Source organism: Pseudomonas sp. LBUM1645 (assembly GCF_059716185.1).
Window position 1 is genome coordinate 214,882 of the sequence record NZ_CP166811.1, and the last position, 16,481, is coordinate 231,362.

Genomic DNA, 16,481 nt, shown 5'->3' on the forward strand with positions numbered 1-16,481 from the left:
TGCGAACATCAATAACCAGAGGATGGAAGCATGCACGGTACTTCTGCAAGTCCCCAGCGACTGAATGCAGCACAACGATCAGCGCATATTCGTGAAGTGGTGCTGGCCAAGGGCGTCGAACTGCGTCAGCGCTACCCGATTCTCAACCATCAGGACGCCCTGGGCGCGGGCATTCTGGCCTTCGCGCTGGTCGGGATGATTGGCTCGGCAACGCTCTACATGACCGGGTACATGGCCTGGTGGGTATGTCTGCTGCTCAATGCGTTTTTCGCCTCGTTGACCCACGAGCTGGAACACGACCTGATTCATAGCATGTACTTCCGCAAACAGCGCGTACCGCACAACCTGATGATGGGACTGGTGTGGCTGGCGCGGCCGAGCACGATCAATCCGTGGATTCGTCGGCATCTGCACCTCAATCACCACAAGGTCTCCGGCACAGAATCCGACATGGAAGAGCGCGCCATCACCAACGGCGAACCCTGGGGTTTTGCGCGGCTGTTGATGGTCGGCGACAACGTGATGTCGGCGTTCATCCGTATGCTGCGGGCCAAGACCTGGGCTCAGAAGATCAGCATCATCAAACGTGCGCTGAAGGTCTACGCGCCACTGGCGCTGGTGCATTGGGGCGCCTGGTACATGTTCCTGGGCTTCCATGCGGCCAATGGCATCGCCTATCTGATGGGAACGTCGATTGAATGGTCGACGACTACTTTGTCGATGATGCAGGTGATCGACATCGCTGCCGTGGTGATCATCGGCCCGAACGTGTTGCGTACCTTTTGCCTGCATTTCGTCAGCTCGAACATGCACTACTACGGTGACGTGGAACCGGGCAATGTGATCCAGCAAACCCAGGTGCTGAACCCTTGGTGGATGTGGCCGTTGCAGGCGTTCTGCTTCAACTTTGGCAGCAGCCACGGGATTCATCATTTTGTGGTGAAGGAACCGTTTTACATCCGTCAGATGACCGTGCCGGTGGCGCATAAAGTGATGCGCGAGATGGGTGTGCGGTTCAATGATTTCGGGACGTTTGGGCGGGCGAACCGGTTTGTGCGCAAGGAAGCAACAAAGGCGCAGGAGGTTCGTGCCGCTCAAGCTTGATCGATGCGTCCGGAAACTCAAAACGGCAAAGGTGCCCGTCATCAATCTGACCCAAAAGGGCGATAGGTTATGACGCAAGCAGGGTTGCCTGGTGGTTACGGTATCGCTGATTGATATATGCGTTTTGGATCTAATAAAGTAATTAAATATTCCTTTATTGGATAACCGTTTCAGTCAATCATCGCATCCAGTGATGTTGTTCGCGCTAGCAGATTTTGAGTTTCCGGGGCCGTCTCCTTGGCAGGGTGCGGTCCCTTTTTTTGTCTATTCAAAACTGCCGCATATTCCTTATAGATCTTAATAAATAGCTTCTTATTCCTTAACGAATATAACTCTCCTCCCTATACTTGCTCAGGAACAGACACGCAGCAGGAGAGCTCCCCCCATGCGCAACGAATCAATTCGCTATCTGATTGTGCCGGGCTGGCAAGGATCGCCGGAAGATCATTGGCAAAGCCATTGGCAGAACAGCCTGCCGAACAGCGCGCGGGTGGAGCAGGCCGACTGGCTGACGCCGCGTCGTGAAGACTGGGTCGCAGCACTGGCTGAGGCAATTGCCGCCGACAGCACGCCGGTGATCCTGATCGCCCATAGCCTGGGTTGCATCACTGTCGCGCATTGGGCTGCCACCGCGCCCGTGCAATTTTTGCGTCAGGTTCGCGGCGCCTTGCTGGTCGCCCCCGCGGACGTCGAGCGTCCGGCCTGCGCACCGGCCCTGCGCAATTTCGCACCGATTCCGACCAACCTGCTGCCGTTCCCGAGTCAGGTTGTCAGCTCCGACAACGACAGCGCCGTGAGCACACCGCGTGCATTGGAACTGGCTCGTAACTGGGGCGCCGAGGCGGGGATTTTGTCGGGTGCCGGACACATCAACGTGAAGTCCGGTCACCAACGCTGGGAGCAGGGTTTTGCCTATCTCTATCGCCTGCAAAACCGAATGGAACACCACGCCCTGCGACGTGCTTGAACCTTATTTTTTTTAAAACGCCCACCCGTCTCCCGACGGTTTTGGGCGGGAGTCTGCCATGAGTTTTGAAGCCTTCGGTCAGCCGCTGCTGACCTTCCCCGACGCAGAAAAAAGTCCTCTGAGCATTCGCGCCAAGGCGCTGGTGTTTGTCGATCCGCGTTCCCGTCAGCTACGCCAGGAGCTGGAGCTATTGGCTCCGCGTTCGATCTCGGTGTTGATCCGTGGCGAAACCGGCAGCGGCAAAGAGTTGCTCGCGCGGCACATCCATCGTGCGAGTGATCGCGGTGGGTTGTTCGTCTCGGTCAATTGCGGCGCGATCAGCCCGACTTACGCCGACGCTGAATTGTTCGGTTATGCCGCCGGCAGCTATAGCGGTTCGGCCAGCAGTCGCGCCGGCTGGTTCGGTTCTGCCAACGGCGGAACGCTTTATCTGGATGAGATCGGCGACCTGCCGCTGCCGATCCAGATCAAATTGCTCGCGGCGCTGGAAAACCACGAAGTCACTCGGGTCGGCGCTCACCAACCGAGCCCGGTGGACGTGCGCCTGGTCGCCGCTACCAGTATCGACCTGGCCCAAGCGGTGGCCGCCGGAAAATTCAATGAGCGGCTCTACCACTACCTCAGCGAAGGCCAACTCGAACTGCCGGCCTTGCGTCAACGGGTGGGCGATATTTTGTCGCTGTCCGAATATTTCCTCGGTATCTATAGCCAACGCCTGGACCTGCCGGTGCCGCTGATCAGCGAAGCCGCGCAGCATTTGTTAGAGCAACACAGTTGGCCGGGCAACACCCGGGAGCTGGAAAACGTCATTCACTTTGCGTTGCTGGTCAGCACCGGCGATGAGATTTTGCCGGAGCATTTGAATCTGCCCGAGGCGCCGCCGTCATTGGTGCAGATCGAGCAACAAGCTGCTCAGCTGATTAAAAACGGCACGGCTGCCGAGCGATCTGCACTCAAGCATTTGCTCGAAAGCCTGACGCAGACGCTGTAGCGATCTGTATGAACAAAATGGAATATGAAAGTGAATAAAAGATATTGTTCGGGAATAAAAAATCCCGGTATTGTCCGCGTCACGCCAGCGATAGCACTTCACTGGCACTCGTACTAAACAAGCCGTCGTCGATGACGACCGTGATTTTCGATAAGGACACTGCATGAAAAAGGTTCTGTTGTTCACCGCATTGGCGGCTGCCCTGACCGCGGGCCTGGCCCAGGCTGGCGAGAAACTGGTGGTTGCGGCGACCCCGGTTCCACACGCCGAGATTCTGGAACTGATCAAACCAACCCTCGCCAAAGAAGGCGTGGATCTGGAAATCAAAGTCTTCACCGACTACGTTCAGCCGAACGTACAGGTCGACCAGAAGCGTCTGGACGCCAACTACTTCCAGACCCTGCCGTACCTGAAGAGCTTCAATGAAGGCAAAGGTACCAACCTGGTGACCGTGATCGGCGTGCACGTCGAACCGTTCGGCGGCTACTCGAAGAAAGTCAAAACCCTGGCTGAGCTGAAAGACGGCGCAACCATCGCTATCCCGAACGAAGGCAGCAACAGCGGCCGTGCTCTGATCCTGCTGCAGAAGGCTGGCCTGATCGAGTTGAAAGACCCGAAAAACGCTCTGGCCACCCCGAAAGACATCGCCAAGAACCCGCACAACTTCAAGTTCAAGGAACTGGAATCGGCCATGCTGCCGCGTGTTCTGGACCAGGTCGACCTGGACATGATCAACACCAACTACGCGCTGGAAGCCGGTCTGAACCCGGCTAAAGATGCGCTGGTGATCGAAGGTGCAGATTCGCCTTACGTGAACTTCCTGGTGGCTCGTCCCGACAACAAGGACAGCGTTGCCATCCAGAAACTGGCCAAGGCCTTGACCAGTCCTGAAGTGAAAGCATTCATCGCCAAGAAGTACAGCGGCGCGGTACTGCCGGCGTTCTGATTCGCGAGATAAACCCCTTCAAGGTTTCAAACGCCGACGGCTGATATAGCGTCGGCGTTTTTTTGCGACAAGTTCAAAAGATCGCAGCCTCGTTTCACTCGACAGCTCCTACAGGGGATACGTATTTCAATGTAGGAGCTGTCGAGTGAAACGAGGCTGCGATCTTTTGCTTTAAGGTTCAGGCCACTCTGGCCTTCAACGCCCTGCGCAACGCCATCAACAACTTCACGATGTCCTGCGGATCCAGCCGCTGTGGCACTTTTACGTCAGCCATTTTCTCTTCCTTGTGATGGTTCGGCCGGGGGAGTCTGGCCAAAAGCGGTCCGTCCTTGGAGGGGGATTATGAAAAAAAGATCCTTCCTACAGCGCAAAGAAAAATAGTCGTCTTCCGCTGCCACAGCAAATTCGGAGGATAGTTTTTTGCGTGATATCAATATGCTTTAACGGTATTTAAATTCTTATTTTTATACCTTTAAAGTCGGTGCCTGCCGGGTAGTTATCCACTGCCCATGGACTGCACCACCGTCGCTTACCCTGCGGCGTCCAGGATGTTCAATGAACTTCGATTACGCATTTATCCTCAGCACCCTGCCGGCGTTTCTTAAAGCTGTGGGCGTGACGCTGCAGGTCGGCTTCATCGCTATTGGCACGTCGTTGCTGGTGGCGCTGATCAACGCGACAATTCTGGTGTTCCGCACGCCGTATCTGCAGCGGCTGGTCGGGCTCTATGTAGAGCTCGCCCGCAACACGCCGCTGCTCATTCAACTGTTCTTCGTCTACTTCGCCTTGCCGGCGCTGGGCATCAAGGTCTCGGGCTTTGCGGCGGCGATCATCACCATGACCTTCCTCGGCGGCGCCTACCTCACCGAAGTGCTGCGCGCCGGCGTCGACGCGGTGCCTCAGGCGCAGCTCGAGTCCGGGCGCTCCATCGGCCTGTCCCACGGGCAATTGCTGCGCTACGTGATCCTGCCGCAAGCCGGCATCCTCAGCCTGCCGTCGCTGTTCGCCAATTTCATTTTCCTGCTCAAGGAAACCACCGTGGTCTCAGCGGTGGCGGTGCCGGAGATTCTCTACACCACAAAAAGCTACATCGCGCTCTACTACAAAACCTACGAAATGCTCGCCGTGCTGACGCTGATTTGCGTGCTGCTGTTTTTGCCGCTGTCGCTGCTGCTCAGCCGTCTGGAAAGGAGGCTTCAGCATGGCCAGTTCGGGTCTTGAGTTGCTCTGGGTGTCATTGCCGCAATTGGGCAAGGGCGCTGCGCAAACCCTGTCGATCTCTTTCCTGAGCATCGCCATCAGCACCGTTGGCGGTGTGCTCTACGGCGTGTTGCGCACGCTGAATTCGAAATGGCTGAACGCAATCCTGCGGGTTTATCTGGAATTGTTCCGCGCAATTCCGGTGCTGGTCTGGCTGTATTTGCTGTTCTTCGGTCTGCCGATTTTCTTCGGCCTGAGCATTCCGAGTTTCTGGTGCGCAGTGCTGGTGTTGTCGTTGTGGGGCGCCAGCGAAGTCGGGGAAGTGGTTCGCGGCGCGCTGCATTCGCTGCCGCGCGGGCAGCGTGAGGCAGGGTTGTCGATTGGCTTGGACGGCCCGCAACTCTACGGCTACGTGCTGCTGCCACAAGCGCTGAAACGCATGACGCCACCGACCATCAACGTCTACACACGCATCATCAAGACCAGTTCCCTGGCGGTGCTGATTGGCGTGGTCGACGTGATCAAGGTCGGTCAGCAGATCATCGAACGCACCTACGAATCAGTGCTGATCTACGGCGCACTGTTCCTGTTTTTCTTTTTCATCTGCTACCCGCTCTCGGCCGCCTCGCGCGTGCTGGAGCGGCGCTGGACGCAAGCATGAGCGCATTGATCGAGTTCAAGGGTTTCAACAAATTTTTCGGCGAGCAGCAGGTGCTCAAAGAGATCGACCTGCAAGTGAAGTCAGGCGAAGTGATCGTCATCCTCGGCCCCAGCGGCTGCGGTAAAAGCACCTTGCTGCGTTGCCTCAACGGTCTTGAAGTCGCCCACAGCGGCAGCTTGAATTTTGCCGGTCGCGAGTTGCTGGACAAGGGCACCGACTGGCGCGAAGTGCGGCAGCAGATCGGCATGGTGTTCCAGAGTTACCACCTGTTCCCGCACATGAGCGTGCTCGACAACCTGTTGCTCGGCCCGGTCAAAGTGCAGAAACGCGACCGTCGCGAGGCCCGTGCCCAGGCCGAAGCCTTGCTTGAGCGCGTGGGCCTTTCGGACAAGCGCGATGCTTATCCAAGTCAGCTCTCCGGTGGCCAGCAACAACGCATCGCCATCGTCCGTTCGCTGTGCATGAACCCGAAAGTCATGTTGTTCGATGAAGTCACCGCCGCCCTCGACCCGGAAATGGTCAAGGAAGTGCTGGAAGTCATTCAGGGCCTGGCCCGCGAGGGCATGACCCTGCTGATCGTCACCCACGAAATGGCCTTCGCCCGCGCCGTGGCTGACCGCATTGTGTTCATGGATGCCGGGCGAATCCTTGAGCAAAACCCTCCCGAGATTTTCTTTACGAACCCGCAAACCGCACGAGCGCAGCAGTTCCTGGAGAAGTTCTCCTACGTCGCCGCACTACCCAAAACGACTCAAAAAAAGGAACTGGAACTGCTATGAAAACTGCCAAGTCTTCTCTGCTGCTACTCCCGCTGCTCGGCCTCGCGTTGCTGGCCGGTTGCAACAAAACCGAAGAACCCACCAAACCGGCGGCCACCAGTGCCAGTTATCTGGAAAAAATCAAAGCCCGGGACAAGTTGATCGTCGGTGTCTTCACCGATAAACCGCCGTTTGGTTTCGTCAATGAAGCCGGGCGTTACGTCGGTTTCGATACCGACATCGGCCGTCAATTTGCCAAAGATCTGCTGGGCGATGAGAACAAGGTCGAGTTCGTCGCAGTGGAACCGGCGAGCCGGATTCCGTTCCTGCAAAGCGACAAGGTCGATTTGATTCTGGCCAACATGACCGTTACCCCGGAGCGTAAGGAAGCGGTGGAGTTCACCAATCCGAACCTCAAGGTGGCGGTGCAGGCGCTGGTGCCGCAGGCCAGTTCGGTGAAAAACCTTGATGACCTGGCGACTCGCACCACCATCGTCACCACCGGCACTACGGCCGATATCTGGCTGACCAAGAACCATCCGGACTGGAAGCTTCTGAAGTTCGAGAAAAACTCTGAATCTCTGCAAGCGTTGGCCAATGGGCGCGGCGATGCGTACGCGCAGGACAACCTGGTGCTGTTCAGCTGGGCGAAACAGAACCCTGGCTATCGCGTGCTGACCCAGACGTTGGGCGCTGAAGCACCGATTGCGCCGGCGGTGAAGAAGGGCAATATCGAACTGCGTGATTGGGTGAATGTCGAGTTGGCGAAGCTGGGTGAAGAGAAGTTTTTGCTCAAACTGTATGACCAATATGTGCGTAAAGAGCTGAGCGATGACACCAAGCCTGAGAGCGTGATTGTCGAGGGTGGGAAGTGGCAGGGGTGATTGGATTTTGAAATGTGGGTGGGTCTAAGATCCACCCCTCACTGTAGAGACCGGTACATCCTTTACACATTTGACCGGGTACATCGTTTACACATTTAACAGGCTTGATACGCGTTTGGCACCGCGTTCAAGCCTGCCTAAAGGGAAAGAGCAAAGGTACAACTCCCACACGCCATCAGCCACTTCCTTCAGCGCGACGTGCTCGTCGATCAGTGCCTCGCCCAGAAAGATCAGGGCCCCTTGCCACTTGATCTCACCATTCTTGCGCACCCGCCGTACTTCGACGTCGGCCCCGTATTCGACCGCCGGCAAATAGCCTGGATAAGGTCTGAGTGACGGGCGATAGATATCCGCTGGCGTCTTCATCTCCAGCGCCGTATGAGGCCGTGCGTGATTGAAATCCTGTACGAAGTCCTCAAAGGCAAGCTGCTGACGCAGCAGGTTTTCTGCCGGCGGCCTGAGCACGGCAGCCTTTAGCGTGCGGTGCATGCGTTCATGCCGACCGTTCTGATCCGGGCGTCCTGGCTTGATTGTTTCGGGGTGGACACCATGCCTGATGAACCAGACGGACAGCCTGGAGAGGCGGGCCAAGCCTGTCGACGCAAATGGCGCGCCGTTATCGGTGCGGATCACATCAGGCATGCCGAACTCCCGGAACGCCCACTCGAAGCCCTGACGCGTAGGTTCACCGTGGGTGCTGGGAAGCGCCCGGCATTCCAGAAGATAGCGACTGGCATGGTCGGTGATGGTCAGCGGATAGCACCAGTGGCCGTCCTGGGTTTTGAATTGCCCTTTGAAATCGGCGCACCAGGTTTGATTGGGTTCGTCGGCCTGACGTAGATGCACGGGCCCATGCGGACGGGGCTGGCGCAGCCGTCGAGGAATCACCAGACCGGCCTTTTTCAGCCACTCTCCAGCGGTGCTGGCAGCCGGCCAAGCGATCTGCGGCTGCGCATTGCGCAGGCGCTGGATCAGTTGCTTCGGCCCGCGATCCGGGTGCTCGCTTTTCTTCGCAAGCAACGTGGCAATGATTTCATCGCGGGTTTGGTGCGGACAGCTCAGCGGTTTTCGCGAGCGCTCTTTCAAGCCATCTACGCCGCAGGTTGCATACCGATCAAGCCACTTATCGACCGTCGGACGGCTAACGCCATATCGTCGACTCAGTTGGCTCTTGCTGTAACTGCCGCTAAGCCAGTCATGGATTAATTTCACTCGCTGATCCATCGGGGACTCTCGATTCCAGGGCATGGTCAGTACCTCCTGACCATGATTGATACCTGTAAACCATGTCCCCGGTCTCAAACGTAAAGGATGTACCCGGTTTTTACCCACCCCAGCCCTCTCCCCACAGGGGAGAGGGGGAAAGGGAGCAGATTGGGGGCCTTTCAGAACCTGAGTTCGACTCGGACTTTCAGGTCGATGAAACTCGAAAGTACAACTCGGTCAGTCCCCTCGCCCCGCGGGGAGAGGGCTAGGGTGAGGGGGGGGATCTAAAGCCCAGCCAATCAATCCGGCCAATACCACGCTGGCTCATCCAGTATCCGCTGCCCGACAATCCCGGTCTGGCCAAGACTCTTCTCCAGCACAATGCAATTGCACTCCGGATCCTCCTGCAACGCAGAAATCAACCGCCGCGCATGAGAAACCACCCACACCTGACACTGCTCCGACGCCCGGATAATCAACCGCGCCAACGCCGGCAACAGGTCCGGGTGCAGACTGGTTTCCGGCTCGTTCAGCACCATCAGCGTCGGCGGCCGAGGCGTCAGCAGCGCCGCGACCAGCAGCAAATAGCGCAACGTTCCGTCCGACAGCTCGGCCGCCGACAAGGGCCGCAACAATCCTTCCTGGTAAAACTCGATCGCAAACCGACCACCCTGAAGCGGCGCGATGTTCAATCGCGCGCCAGGGAAGGCGTCGCTGACGGCGGCCTGCAAGGCTTCGGGGTCGCCGATTTCGCGGATCGTCTGCAACGCGGCCGCCAGATCCCGGCCATCGTGATGCAACACCGGCGTGCGGGTGCCCAATTGCGGTTGGCGCACCGGCGCGTCGGCGTCGCTGCGAAAGTGATCATAGAACCGCCAGCGGCGGATGAATTCACGCAGCTGCAGGACTTCCGGCGAAGTGCGAAAGCTGCCGACCTGATCGAACAGGCTGTCGAAATTCGGCGTGTGCTGAGCCAGCACTTCCCAACCACGACCATCGCGGGCGCGGATCATCGGGCCGTTGCGGTCTACCAGCAGGCTGGCCGGGCGGTAAAACGGGCCGGACCAGATGCATTCCTTCTTGATTTCCGGGTCCAGAGAAAACTCGGAAAGGCTCGGCTCCGGCAGACCCAACGCGATCGAGTAGCTGAAATCTTCCCCGGCAAACCCCAGGCGCAGGCGTTTGGCGCCGTGCCGAACGCTCGCCTCGATCGGGACTTCGCCATTTCGCATCCGTCGGCTGATGTTTTCCGGCCCGGCCCAGAAGGACGAATCCAGCCCACCCTCGCGGGCCAACGCATTGACCACGCCGCCCTGAGCGGTTTCCGCCAGCAGGCGCAGCGCGCGGTAGAGGTTGGATTTACCGCTGCCGTTGGGGCCGGTGATCAGGTTCAACCGACCCAACGGAATCACCAATTTATTGATCGAGCGGTAATTGGCCACCGCGAGGGTTTTGAGCATGGGAAGCTTCCTGCTGCATGGTTCGCCAGTTTGCCTTATTGTCAGCAACACGGTGATCCCTGTGGCGAGCGAGCTTGCTCGCGCTGGGCTGCGAAGCGGCCCCAATGCCATTCAATGAGGTGTCTCAGGCAAAACGAGATAGCAGGTTTTGCGTCTGCTGCGCAGCCGAGCGGGAGCAAGCTCCCTCGCCACAGGGAATGCAGCAACCCCATGCACCTGTTGAACCCTGTTCTAAGCTCACAGTCGTATCGCCATTGGCACGTTCGTGCAACGCAAAGGAGTCTGCATGGTGGGTCCCGGATTGAAAGCAGTGGTTGGCCTGAGCCTCCTTGTCCTGCTGAGTGCCTGTGGCGATAAAAAACCGGTCGAAAAAGACCGTCCGCGGGTATTCGTGCAAGAGGTAAAACCTGCGGATTACGCGGCGACGGTGACCCTGACCGGTGATGTTCAGGCGCGGGTCCAGACCGACCTGTCGTTCCGCGTTGCCGGCAAGATCATCCAGCGTACAGTCGATGTCGGTGATCGGGTTTCGGCTAAACAAGTGCTGGCCAAGCTCGATCCCAAGGACCTGCAAACCAGCGTCGACTCGGCTCAGGCGCAGGTTGTTGCCGAGCAGGCCCGGGTCAAACAGACCGCCGCCGCTTTCGTTCGCCAGCAAAAACTCCTGCCCAAGGGCTACACCAGCCAAAGTGAATACGATTCCGCCCAAGCCGCCTTGCGCAGCAGCCAAAGCGCCCTGACGGCGGCCCAGGCGCAACTGGCCAACGCCCGTGAACAACTGAGCTACACCGCGTTGGTCGCCGACGCGCCGGGGGTGATTACCGCACGCCAGGCCGAGGTCGGCCAGGTGGTGCAGGCCACCGTGCCGATTTTCAGCCTGGCCCGGGACGGTGAGCGCGATGCGGTGTTCAACGTCTACGAATCGCTGCTGACAGAGCCGCCAGAGGGTAAAACGGTGGTCGTCAGCCTGCTCGACAAACCTGAGATCAAAACCACCGGCACCGTTCGGGAAATCACCCCGGCAGTCTCTGCGCAGACTGGCACGGTGCAGGTCAAAGTTACTCTCAACGGATTACCGGAAGGCATGCAGCTCGGTTCGGTGGTGAGTGCCACGGCCAAGACGCCAGGCAAGTCGGCGGTCGAACTGCCCTGGTCGGCTCTGACGAAAAATCTCAGCGACCCGGCCGTGTGGCTGGTGGACGATGAGGGCAAGGCACAGCTGCACACCGTCACTGTCGGTCGCTACCTGACCGGCAAAGTGATCATTAGCGCCGGCCTGAAGGGTGGCGAAAAAGTCGTCATCGCCGGCGGCCAGTTGCTGCACCCCGGCGTGAAGGTGGAAATCGCCGAGAACACCTATAAGGATTTAGCCGAGGGAGCCCAGCCATGAAGCGTCTGTTACTGGTTTGCGCCGGTGTGATGCTGGTGGCCTGCTCGAAAAAAGAACCGCCGCCGGAGCCAGTGCGTCCGGTGCTGTCCATCAAGGTCCAGTCCCTGGACGAAGAAAGCCTGGGCCGCTTCGCCGGCAGTATCCAGGCCCGGTATGAAAGCAATGTCGGGTTCCGGGTGCCGGGGCGTATCGCCAGCCGTAACGTTGATGTCGGTGCCGAAGTCGATAAGGGCGCGCTGCTCGCCACGCTCGACCCCACCGATCAGCAGAACCAGTTGCGTTCCGCTCAGGGCAATCTGGCCAGCGTCCAGGCGCAACTCATCAACGCCCAGGCCAACGCCCGGCGTCAGCAAGAGTTGTTCGATCGTGGCGTGGGTGCCCAGGCACAACTCGACGTCGCACAGACCGACCTCAAAACCACCCAGGCCTCCCTCGATCAAGCGAAGGCTGCGGTCGATCAGGCCAAGGACCAGCTCAACTACGTCGAACTGCGTGCCGACCACAAAGCCGTGGTCACCGCGTGGAATGCCGAAGCCGGGCAAGTCGTCAGCGCCGGCCAGCAAGTGGTGACCCTGGCGCAGCCGGACATCAAGGAAGCGGTGATCGACCTGCCGGACACCCTGGTCGACCAGTTGCCGGAAGACGTGGTGTTTCAGGTTGCCGTCCAGCTCGACCCGAGCATCACCACCACTGCCATCGTTCGCGAAATCGAACCCCAGGCGCAAAGTGCGACTCGTACCCGTCGCGCCCGCCTGACACTGACCGACACGCCGCCGGGGTTTCGCCTGGGCACGGCGATCAGCGTGACCCTCAGCTCCGCAATCAAACCGCGTATCGAACTGCCACTGACCGCGCTCCAGGAGGTCGATGGCAAATCGCGGATCTGGATCATCGACCCGCAGACCCAAACCGTTTCCCCACGAGACGTCAGCCTGATCAGCCGCACTGATTCAACGATGGTCCTGGCCAACGGCGTGAAGTCCGGCGAGCGAGTGGTCAGTGCCGGCGTGAACAGCCTGAAACCTGGGCAAAAAGTAAAAATCGATGAGGACAGCCCGCAATGAAAGGGAGTTTCAACTTATCCGAATGGGCCCTCAAACATCAGTCGTTTGTCTGGTATTTGATGTTCGTCGCGCTGCTGATGGGCGTGTTCTCGTACATGAACCTCGGCCGCGAGGAAGACCCGTCGTTCACCATCAAAACCATGGTGATCCAGACCCGGTGGCCGGGCGCGACCCAGGAAGAAACTCTCAAGCAGGTCACTGACCGGATCGAGAAAAAACTCGAAGAGCTCGACTCGCTCGACTACGTGAAAAGCTACACCCGCCCCGGCGAGTCGACGGTTTTCGTTAACTTGCGTGATACCACCAGCGCCAAGGACATTCCGGAAATCTGGTATCAGGTGCGCAAGAAGATCAACGACATTCGCGGCGACTTCCCCCAAGGCCTGCAAGGGCCGGGATTCAACGATGAATTCGGTGATGTGTTCGGCTCGGTGTACGCCTTTACCGCCGACGGTTTGTCGATGCGCCAATTGCGCGATTACGTCGAACAGGTCCGCGCCGAGATCCGCGAAGTGCCGGGGCTGGGCAAGGTCGAGATGGTCGGTGAGCAGGACGAAGTCCTCTACCTGAACTTCTCCACTCGCAAACTGGCGGCGCTGGGCATCGATCAGCGTCAGGTGGTGCAGAGCCTGCAATCGCAGAACGCGGTGACCCCGGCCGGGGTGATCGAGGCCGGTCCCGAGCGGATTTCCGTGCGGACTTCGGGGCAATTTGCCTCCGAGAAGGACCTGGAAAACGTCAACCTGCGACTCAACGACCGCTTTTACCGTTTGGCCGACATCGCCGAGATCAGCCGTGGCTACGTTGACCCGGCGACGCCGGAATTCCGCTTTAACGGCCATCCTGCCATCGGCCTCGCTATTGCGATGAAAAAGGGCGGCAACATCCAGGAGTTCGGCAAGGCGTTGCACCAGCGCATGACCGACCTGACCGCGGACTTGCCGGTGGGCATCGGTGTGCACACGGTTTCCGACCAGGCCGAAGTGGTGGAAAAAGCCGTCGGCGGCTTCACCAGCGCGTTGTTCGAAGCGGTGGTGATCGTGCTGATCGTCAGCTTCGTCAGCCTCGGCGTACGTGCCGGTCTGGTGGTGGCGTGCTCGATTCCGCTGGTGCTGGCGATGGTCTTCGTCTTCATGGAATACAGCGGCATCACCATGCAGCGGATTTCCCTCGGCGCGCTGATCATTGCGCTCGGGCTGCTGGTGGACGACGCGATGATCACCGTCGAGATGATGGTCACGCGCCTGGAAATGGGCGAGACCAAGGAGCAAGCAGCCACGTTCGCTTATACCTCGACCGCGTTCCCGATGCTCACCGGTACGCTGGTGACGGTGGCCGGTTTCGTGCCCATCGGTTTGAACGCGAGTTCGGCCGGCGAGTACACCTTCACGCTGTTCGCGGTGATCGCGGTGGCCATGATCGTGTCGTGGATTGTCGCAGTGCTGTTCGCCCCGGTGATCGGCGTGCATATCCTCAGCGCCAACGTGAAACCTCACGACGCAGAACCGGGGCGCATCGGTCGGGCGTTCAATTACGGCTTGCTTTGGGCCATGCGTAATCGCTGGTGGGCGATCGGCATCACCGTTGCACTGTTTGTGGCGTCGGTGTTTTCCATGCAGTTCGTGCAGAACCAGTTCTTCCCGTCCTCGGACCGCCCGGAAATTCTCGTTGACCTGAACCTGCCGCAAAACGCCTCGATCGCCGAAACCCGCAAGGCGGTGGACAAGCTCGAGGCGACGCTCAAGGGCGACCCGGACATCGTGCGCTGGAGCACCTACATCGGCGAAGGTGCGATCCGTTTTTACCTGCCCCTCGACCAGCAATTGCAGAACCCGTACTACGCGCAACTGGTGATCGTCAGCAAAGGGCTGGAATCGCGTAACGCGCTAAGCCAGCGCTTGAGCGAGCGGCTGCGCAAGGATTTTGTCGGTATCGGCAGCTACGTCCAGGCGCTGGAAATGGGCCCGCCGGTGGGGCGGCCGATTCAGTACCGGGTCAGCGGCAAGGACATCGATCAGGTGCGCAAGCACGCCATCGCCCTGGCCACCGAACTGGATAAAAACTCGCACATCGGCGAGATCATTTACGACTGGAACGAACCGGGAAAAGTCCTGCGCATCGACATCGCACAGGACAAGGCGCGGCAACTGGGGCTGTCGTCGGAAGACGTGGCCAATCTGATGAACAGCATTGTGGTCGGTGCGCCGGTGACACAGGTCGATGACGATATCTACCTGATCAACGTGGTGGGGCGTGCGGTAGACGCCGAACGCGGCACCCCGGAAACCCTGCAGAATTTACAGATCGTCACGCCGGGCGGCACGTCGATTCCGCTGCTGGCTTTCGCCTCCGTGCGCTATGAACTTGAGCAGCCGCTGGTCTGGCGCCGCGACCGCAAACCGACCATCACCATCAAGGCTGCGGTGCGTGACGAAATTCAGCCGACCGACCTGGTGAAACAACTCCAACCCGACATCGATAAATTCGCCGCCAGTTTGCCGGTGGGCTACAAGGTCGCTACCGGCGGCACCGTCGAGGAAAGCGGCAAGGCCCAGGGGCCAATTGCCAAGGTTGTGCCGTTGATGCTGTTTTTGATGGCGACCTTCCTGATGATCCAGTTGCACAGCGTGCAGAAGCTGTTTCTGGTGGCCAGTGTCGCGCCGCTCGGGCTGATTGGCGTGGTAATAGCGCTGATCCCGACGGGCACGCCGATGGGCTTTGTGGCGATTCTGGGGATTCTGGCGCTGATCGGCATCATCATCCGCAACTCGGTGATTCTGGTGACGCAGATCGACGCTTTGGAGAAGGCCGGTCATGCACCGTGGGATGCGGTGGTGCAAGCCACGGAGCATCGTCGCCGGCCGATTCTGCTGACGGCTGCGGCGGCGAGCCTGGGGATGATCCCGATCGCACGGGAAGTGTTCTGGGGGCCGATGGCCTACGCGATGATTGGCGGGATTATTATTGCGACGTTGCTGACGTTGCTGTTTTTGCCGGCGCTTTATGTGGCCTGGTACAAAATCCGCGAACCGAAGAAAGAGGTGCAATAGCGAGCGCTACGCGCTCATCGCGAGCAAGCTCGCTCCCACAGGGATCCGCGTCCGTCTGGACAACTCGGTCAACTGTGGGAGCGAGCTTGCTCGCGATGGCGGCCGAATTGGCTACACCGGCTTACGCCAAACACTCGCCAACCAAGGCTGCTGCTCCCTCGGCAACCCCGCCGGCCGGTAGTAATGCTCCAACTCCACAAACCCCGCCGCCGTCAGCAATTGCTGCCACGTCTCAAGGTCGTGATAAGCCCCATAACGCGGCCCATTCCACCCTTCCTGATTCTCGCCACGCGGATTGGAACTGAACAACACGCCACCCGGCTTCAAAGCCCCGCGCAATTCCTTCAACACTCGAGGCAATTCCTGGCGCGGAATATGAAACAACACCGCATTGGCGAAGATCCCGTCAAAGCGCTCAGCCGGCAAATCCAGCTTCAGAAAATCTTGCTGCCAGACCTCACAACCACTGTCTTCGCGCGCCATCTGCGCAAACTTCTCCGAGCCATCAAGCCCGACAGCGGTGTGGCCCATGCGCTTGAAGGTTTGCAAATCACGACCCGGTCCACAGCCAAAGTCGAGAATGTCGAACGGTGCCTCACCCTGAACATGCCGCAGCAGCGCATCAATGTTCTGGCTGACATCATGATCGCGAGTCCCTTCGCGAAAACTTTCAGCCACCGAGTTGTAATGGCCCAGGGTGGTGGAGGTGATCTGCTCGAGGTCGGTGGGGGTCTGTTTCATGGTCGGCTGCGCAGGCAATGTGAGTTCGCCGAATATACGCCATGAGACAGAAGGCTGCT

The 16,481-nt window shown here is 59.0% G+C and carries 14 protein-coding genes; 11 read left to right on the plus strand and 3 right to left on the minus strand.

Features of this window, described 5'->3' with window-relative positions; genetic code table 11:
* Positions 1-30: 30 nt before the first annotated feature.
* The 8 genes from ACA079_RS00925 to ACA079_RS00960 all read left to right on the plus strand — a co-directional run bounded on the left by ACA079_RS00925 (position 31) and on the right by ACA079_RS00960 (position 7,511).
* Entirely contained in the window at positions 31-1,104 is a 1,074-nt protein-coding gene (locus ACA079_RS00925) for a fatty acid desaturase (RefSeq protein WP_497702279.1), read from the plus strand.
* Positions 1,105-1,489: 385 nt separating this feature from the next.
* Positions 1,490-2,071, plus strand: a complete 582-nt coding sequence (locus ACA079_RS00930) for an alpha/beta hydrolase (protein ID WP_095127649.1) — start codon at positions 1,490-1,492, stop codon at positions 2,069-2,071.
* Between the two features lie 58 nt (positions 2,072-2,129).
* Positions 2,130-3,062 carry a sigma 54-interacting transcriptional regulator gene (locus tag ACA079_RS00935; protein WP_497702280.1) on the plus strand — a complete coding sequence of 311 codons (933 nt, stop codon included), beginning with the start codon at positions 2,130-2,132 and terminating at the stop codon, positions 3,060-3,062.
* A gap of 163 nt (positions 3,063-3,225) precedes the next feature.
* Positions 3,226-4,008 carry a MetQ/NlpA family ABC transporter substrate-binding protein gene (locus tag ACA079_RS00940; RefSeq protein ID WP_046052269.1) on the plus strand — a complete coding sequence of 261 codons (783 nt, stop codon included), beginning with the start codon at positions 3,226-3,228 and terminating at the stop codon, positions 4,006-4,008.
* Positions 4,009-4,563: 555 nt separating this feature from the next.
* Entirely contained in the window at positions 4,564-5,229 is a 666-nt protein-coding gene (locus ACA079_RS00945; RefSeq protein WP_008148239.1) for an amino acid ABC transporter permease, read from the plus strand.
* Positions 5,210-5,869: an amino acid ABC transporter permease gene (locus tag ACA079_RS00950; protein WP_046047295.1), complete on the plus strand. Its 660-nt coding sequence runs from the start codon at positions 5,210-5,212 to the stop codon at positions 5,867-5,869. Before ACA079_RS00945 ends, ACA079_RS00950 begins: the two co-directional genes overlap by 20 nt.
* Positions 5,866-6,648 carry an amino acid ABC transporter ATP-binding protein gene (locus tag ACA079_RS00955; RefSeq protein ID WP_497702281.1) on the plus strand — a complete coding sequence of 261 codons (783 nt, stop codon included), beginning with the start codon at positions 5,866-5,868 and terminating at the stop codon, positions 6,646-6,648. Before ACA079_RS00950 ends, ACA079_RS00955 begins: the two co-directional genes overlap by 4 nt.
* Positions 6,645-7,511 carry a transporter substrate-binding domain-containing protein gene (locus ACA079_RS00960; RefSeq protein WP_046052266.1) on the plus strand — a complete coding sequence of 289 codons (867 nt, stop codon included), beginning with the start codon at positions 6,645-6,647 and terminating at the stop codon, positions 7,509-7,511. Before ACA079_RS00955 ends, ACA079_RS00960 begins: the two co-directional genes overlap by 4 nt.
* 87 nt (positions 7,512-7,598) lie before the next feature.
* Here ACA079_RS00960 and ACA079_RS00965 read toward each other — a convergent pair whose 3' ends face one another.
* The gene (locus ACA079_RS00965) at positions 7,599-8,759 is read right to left on the minus strand and encodes an integrase core domain-containing protein (RefSeq protein WP_497701980.1); all 1,161 of its coding nucleotides are present in this window, start codon (positions 8,757-8,759) and stop codon (positions 7,599-7,601) included.
* A 257-nt stretch (positions 8,760-9,016) separates the two neighbouring features.
* Entirely contained in the window at positions 9,017-10,177 is a 1,161-nt protein-coding gene (locus ACA079_RS00970; RefSeq protein ID WP_497702282.1) for an AAA family ATPase, read from the minus strand.
* Between the two features lie 286 nt (positions 10,178-10,463).
* On the opposite strand from ACA079_RS00970, the gene ACA079_RS00975 reads away from it, so the two are divergent.
* From ACA079_RS00975 to ACA079_RS00985, 3 genes are read left to right on the plus strand one after another with little or no spacing between them, the layout of a single operon-like run.
* On the plus strand, positions 10,464-11,567 hold the full coding sequence (locus ACA079_RS00975) for an efflux RND transporter periplasmic adaptor subunit (RefSeq protein WP_497702283.1): 1,104 nt from the start codon (positions 10,464-10,466) through the stop codon (positions 11,565-11,567).
* Complete coding sequence (locus ACA079_RS00980) at positions 11,564-12,631, plus strand: efflux RND transporter periplasmic adaptor subunit (RefSeq protein ID WP_497702284.1); 1,068 nt, start codon at positions 11,564-11,566, stop codon at positions 12,629-12,631. The genes ACA079_RS00975 and ACA079_RS00980 overlap by 4 nt, the downstream gene beginning before the upstream one ends.
* On the plus strand, positions 12,628-15,681 hold the full coding sequence (locus tag ACA079_RS00985) for an efflux RND transporter permease subunit (protein ID WP_497702285.1): 3,054 nt from the start codon (positions 12,628-12,630) through the stop codon (positions 15,679-15,681). The genes ACA079_RS00980 and ACA079_RS00985 overlap by 4 nt, the downstream gene beginning before the upstream one ends.
* 111 nt (positions 15,682-15,792) lie before the next feature.
* On the opposite strand, the gene ACA079_RS00990 is transcribed toward ACA079_RS00985, so the two are convergent.
* Entirely contained in the window at positions 15,793-16,422 is a 630-nt protein-coding gene (locus tag ACA079_RS00990) for a class I SAM-dependent methyltransferase (RefSeq protein WP_497702286.1), read from the minus strand.
* Positions 16,423-16,481 lie beyond the last annotated feature (59 nt).

Excerpts from the sequence above, each read along its gene's own strand:
- ACA079_RS00925 (WP_497702279.1), top strand. The coding sequence starts at position 31 with ATGCACGGTACTTCTGCAAGTCCCCAGCGACTGAATGCAGCACAACGA.
- ACA079_RS00930 (WP_095127649.1), top strand. The coding sequence starts at position 1,490 with ATGCGCAACGAATCAATTCGCTATCTGATTGTGCCGGGCTGGCAAGGA.
- ACA079_RS00935 (WP_497702280.1), top strand. The coding sequence starts at position 2,130 with ATGAGTTTTGAAGCCTTCGGTCAGCCGCTGCTGACCTTCCCCGACGCA.
- ACA079_RS00940 (WP_046052269.1), top strand. The coding sequence starts at position 3,226 with ATGAAAAAGGTTCTGTTGTTCACCGCATTGGCGGCTGCCCTGACCGCG.
- ACA079_RS00945 (WP_008148239.1), top strand. The coding sequence starts at position 4,564 with ATGAACTTCGATTACGCATTTATCCTCAGCACCCTGCCGGCGTTTCTT.
- ACA079_RS00950 (WP_046047295.1), top strand. The coding sequence starts at position 5,210 with ATGGCCAGTTCGGGTCTTGAGTTGCTCTGGGTGTCATTGCCGCAATTG.
- ACA079_RS00955 (WP_497702281.1), top strand. The coding sequence starts at position 5,866 with ATGAGCGCATTGATCGAGTTCAAGGGTTTCAACAAATTTTTCGGCGAG.
- ACA079_RS00960 (WP_046052266.1), top strand. The coding sequence starts at position 6,645 with ATGAAAACTGCCAAGTCTTCTCTGCTGCTACTCCCGCTGCTCGGCCTC.
- ACA079_RS00965 (WP_497701980.1), bottom strand. The coding sequence starts at position 8,759 with ATGCCCTGGAATCGAGAGTCCCCGATGGATCAGCGAGTGAAATTAATC.
- ACA079_RS00970 (WP_497702282.1), bottom strand. The coding sequence starts at position 10,177 with ATGCTCAAAACCCTCGCGGTGGCCAATTACCGCTCGATCAATAAATTG.
- ACA079_RS00975 (WP_497702283.1), top strand. The coding sequence starts at position 10,464 with ATGGTGGGTCCCGGATTGAAAGCAGTGGTTGGCCTGAGCCTCCTTGTC.
- ACA079_RS00980 (WP_497702284.1), top strand. The coding sequence starts at position 11,564 with ATGAAGCGTCTGTTACTGGTTTGCGCCGGTGTGATGCTGGTGGCCTGC.
- ACA079_RS00985 (WP_497702285.1), top strand. The coding sequence starts at position 12,628 with ATGAAAGGGAGTTTCAACTTATCCGAATGGGCCCTCAAACATCAGTCG.
- ACA079_RS00990 (WP_497702286.1), bottom strand. The coding sequence starts at position 16,422 with ATGAAACAGACCCCCACCGACCTCGAGCAGATCACCTCCACCACCCTG.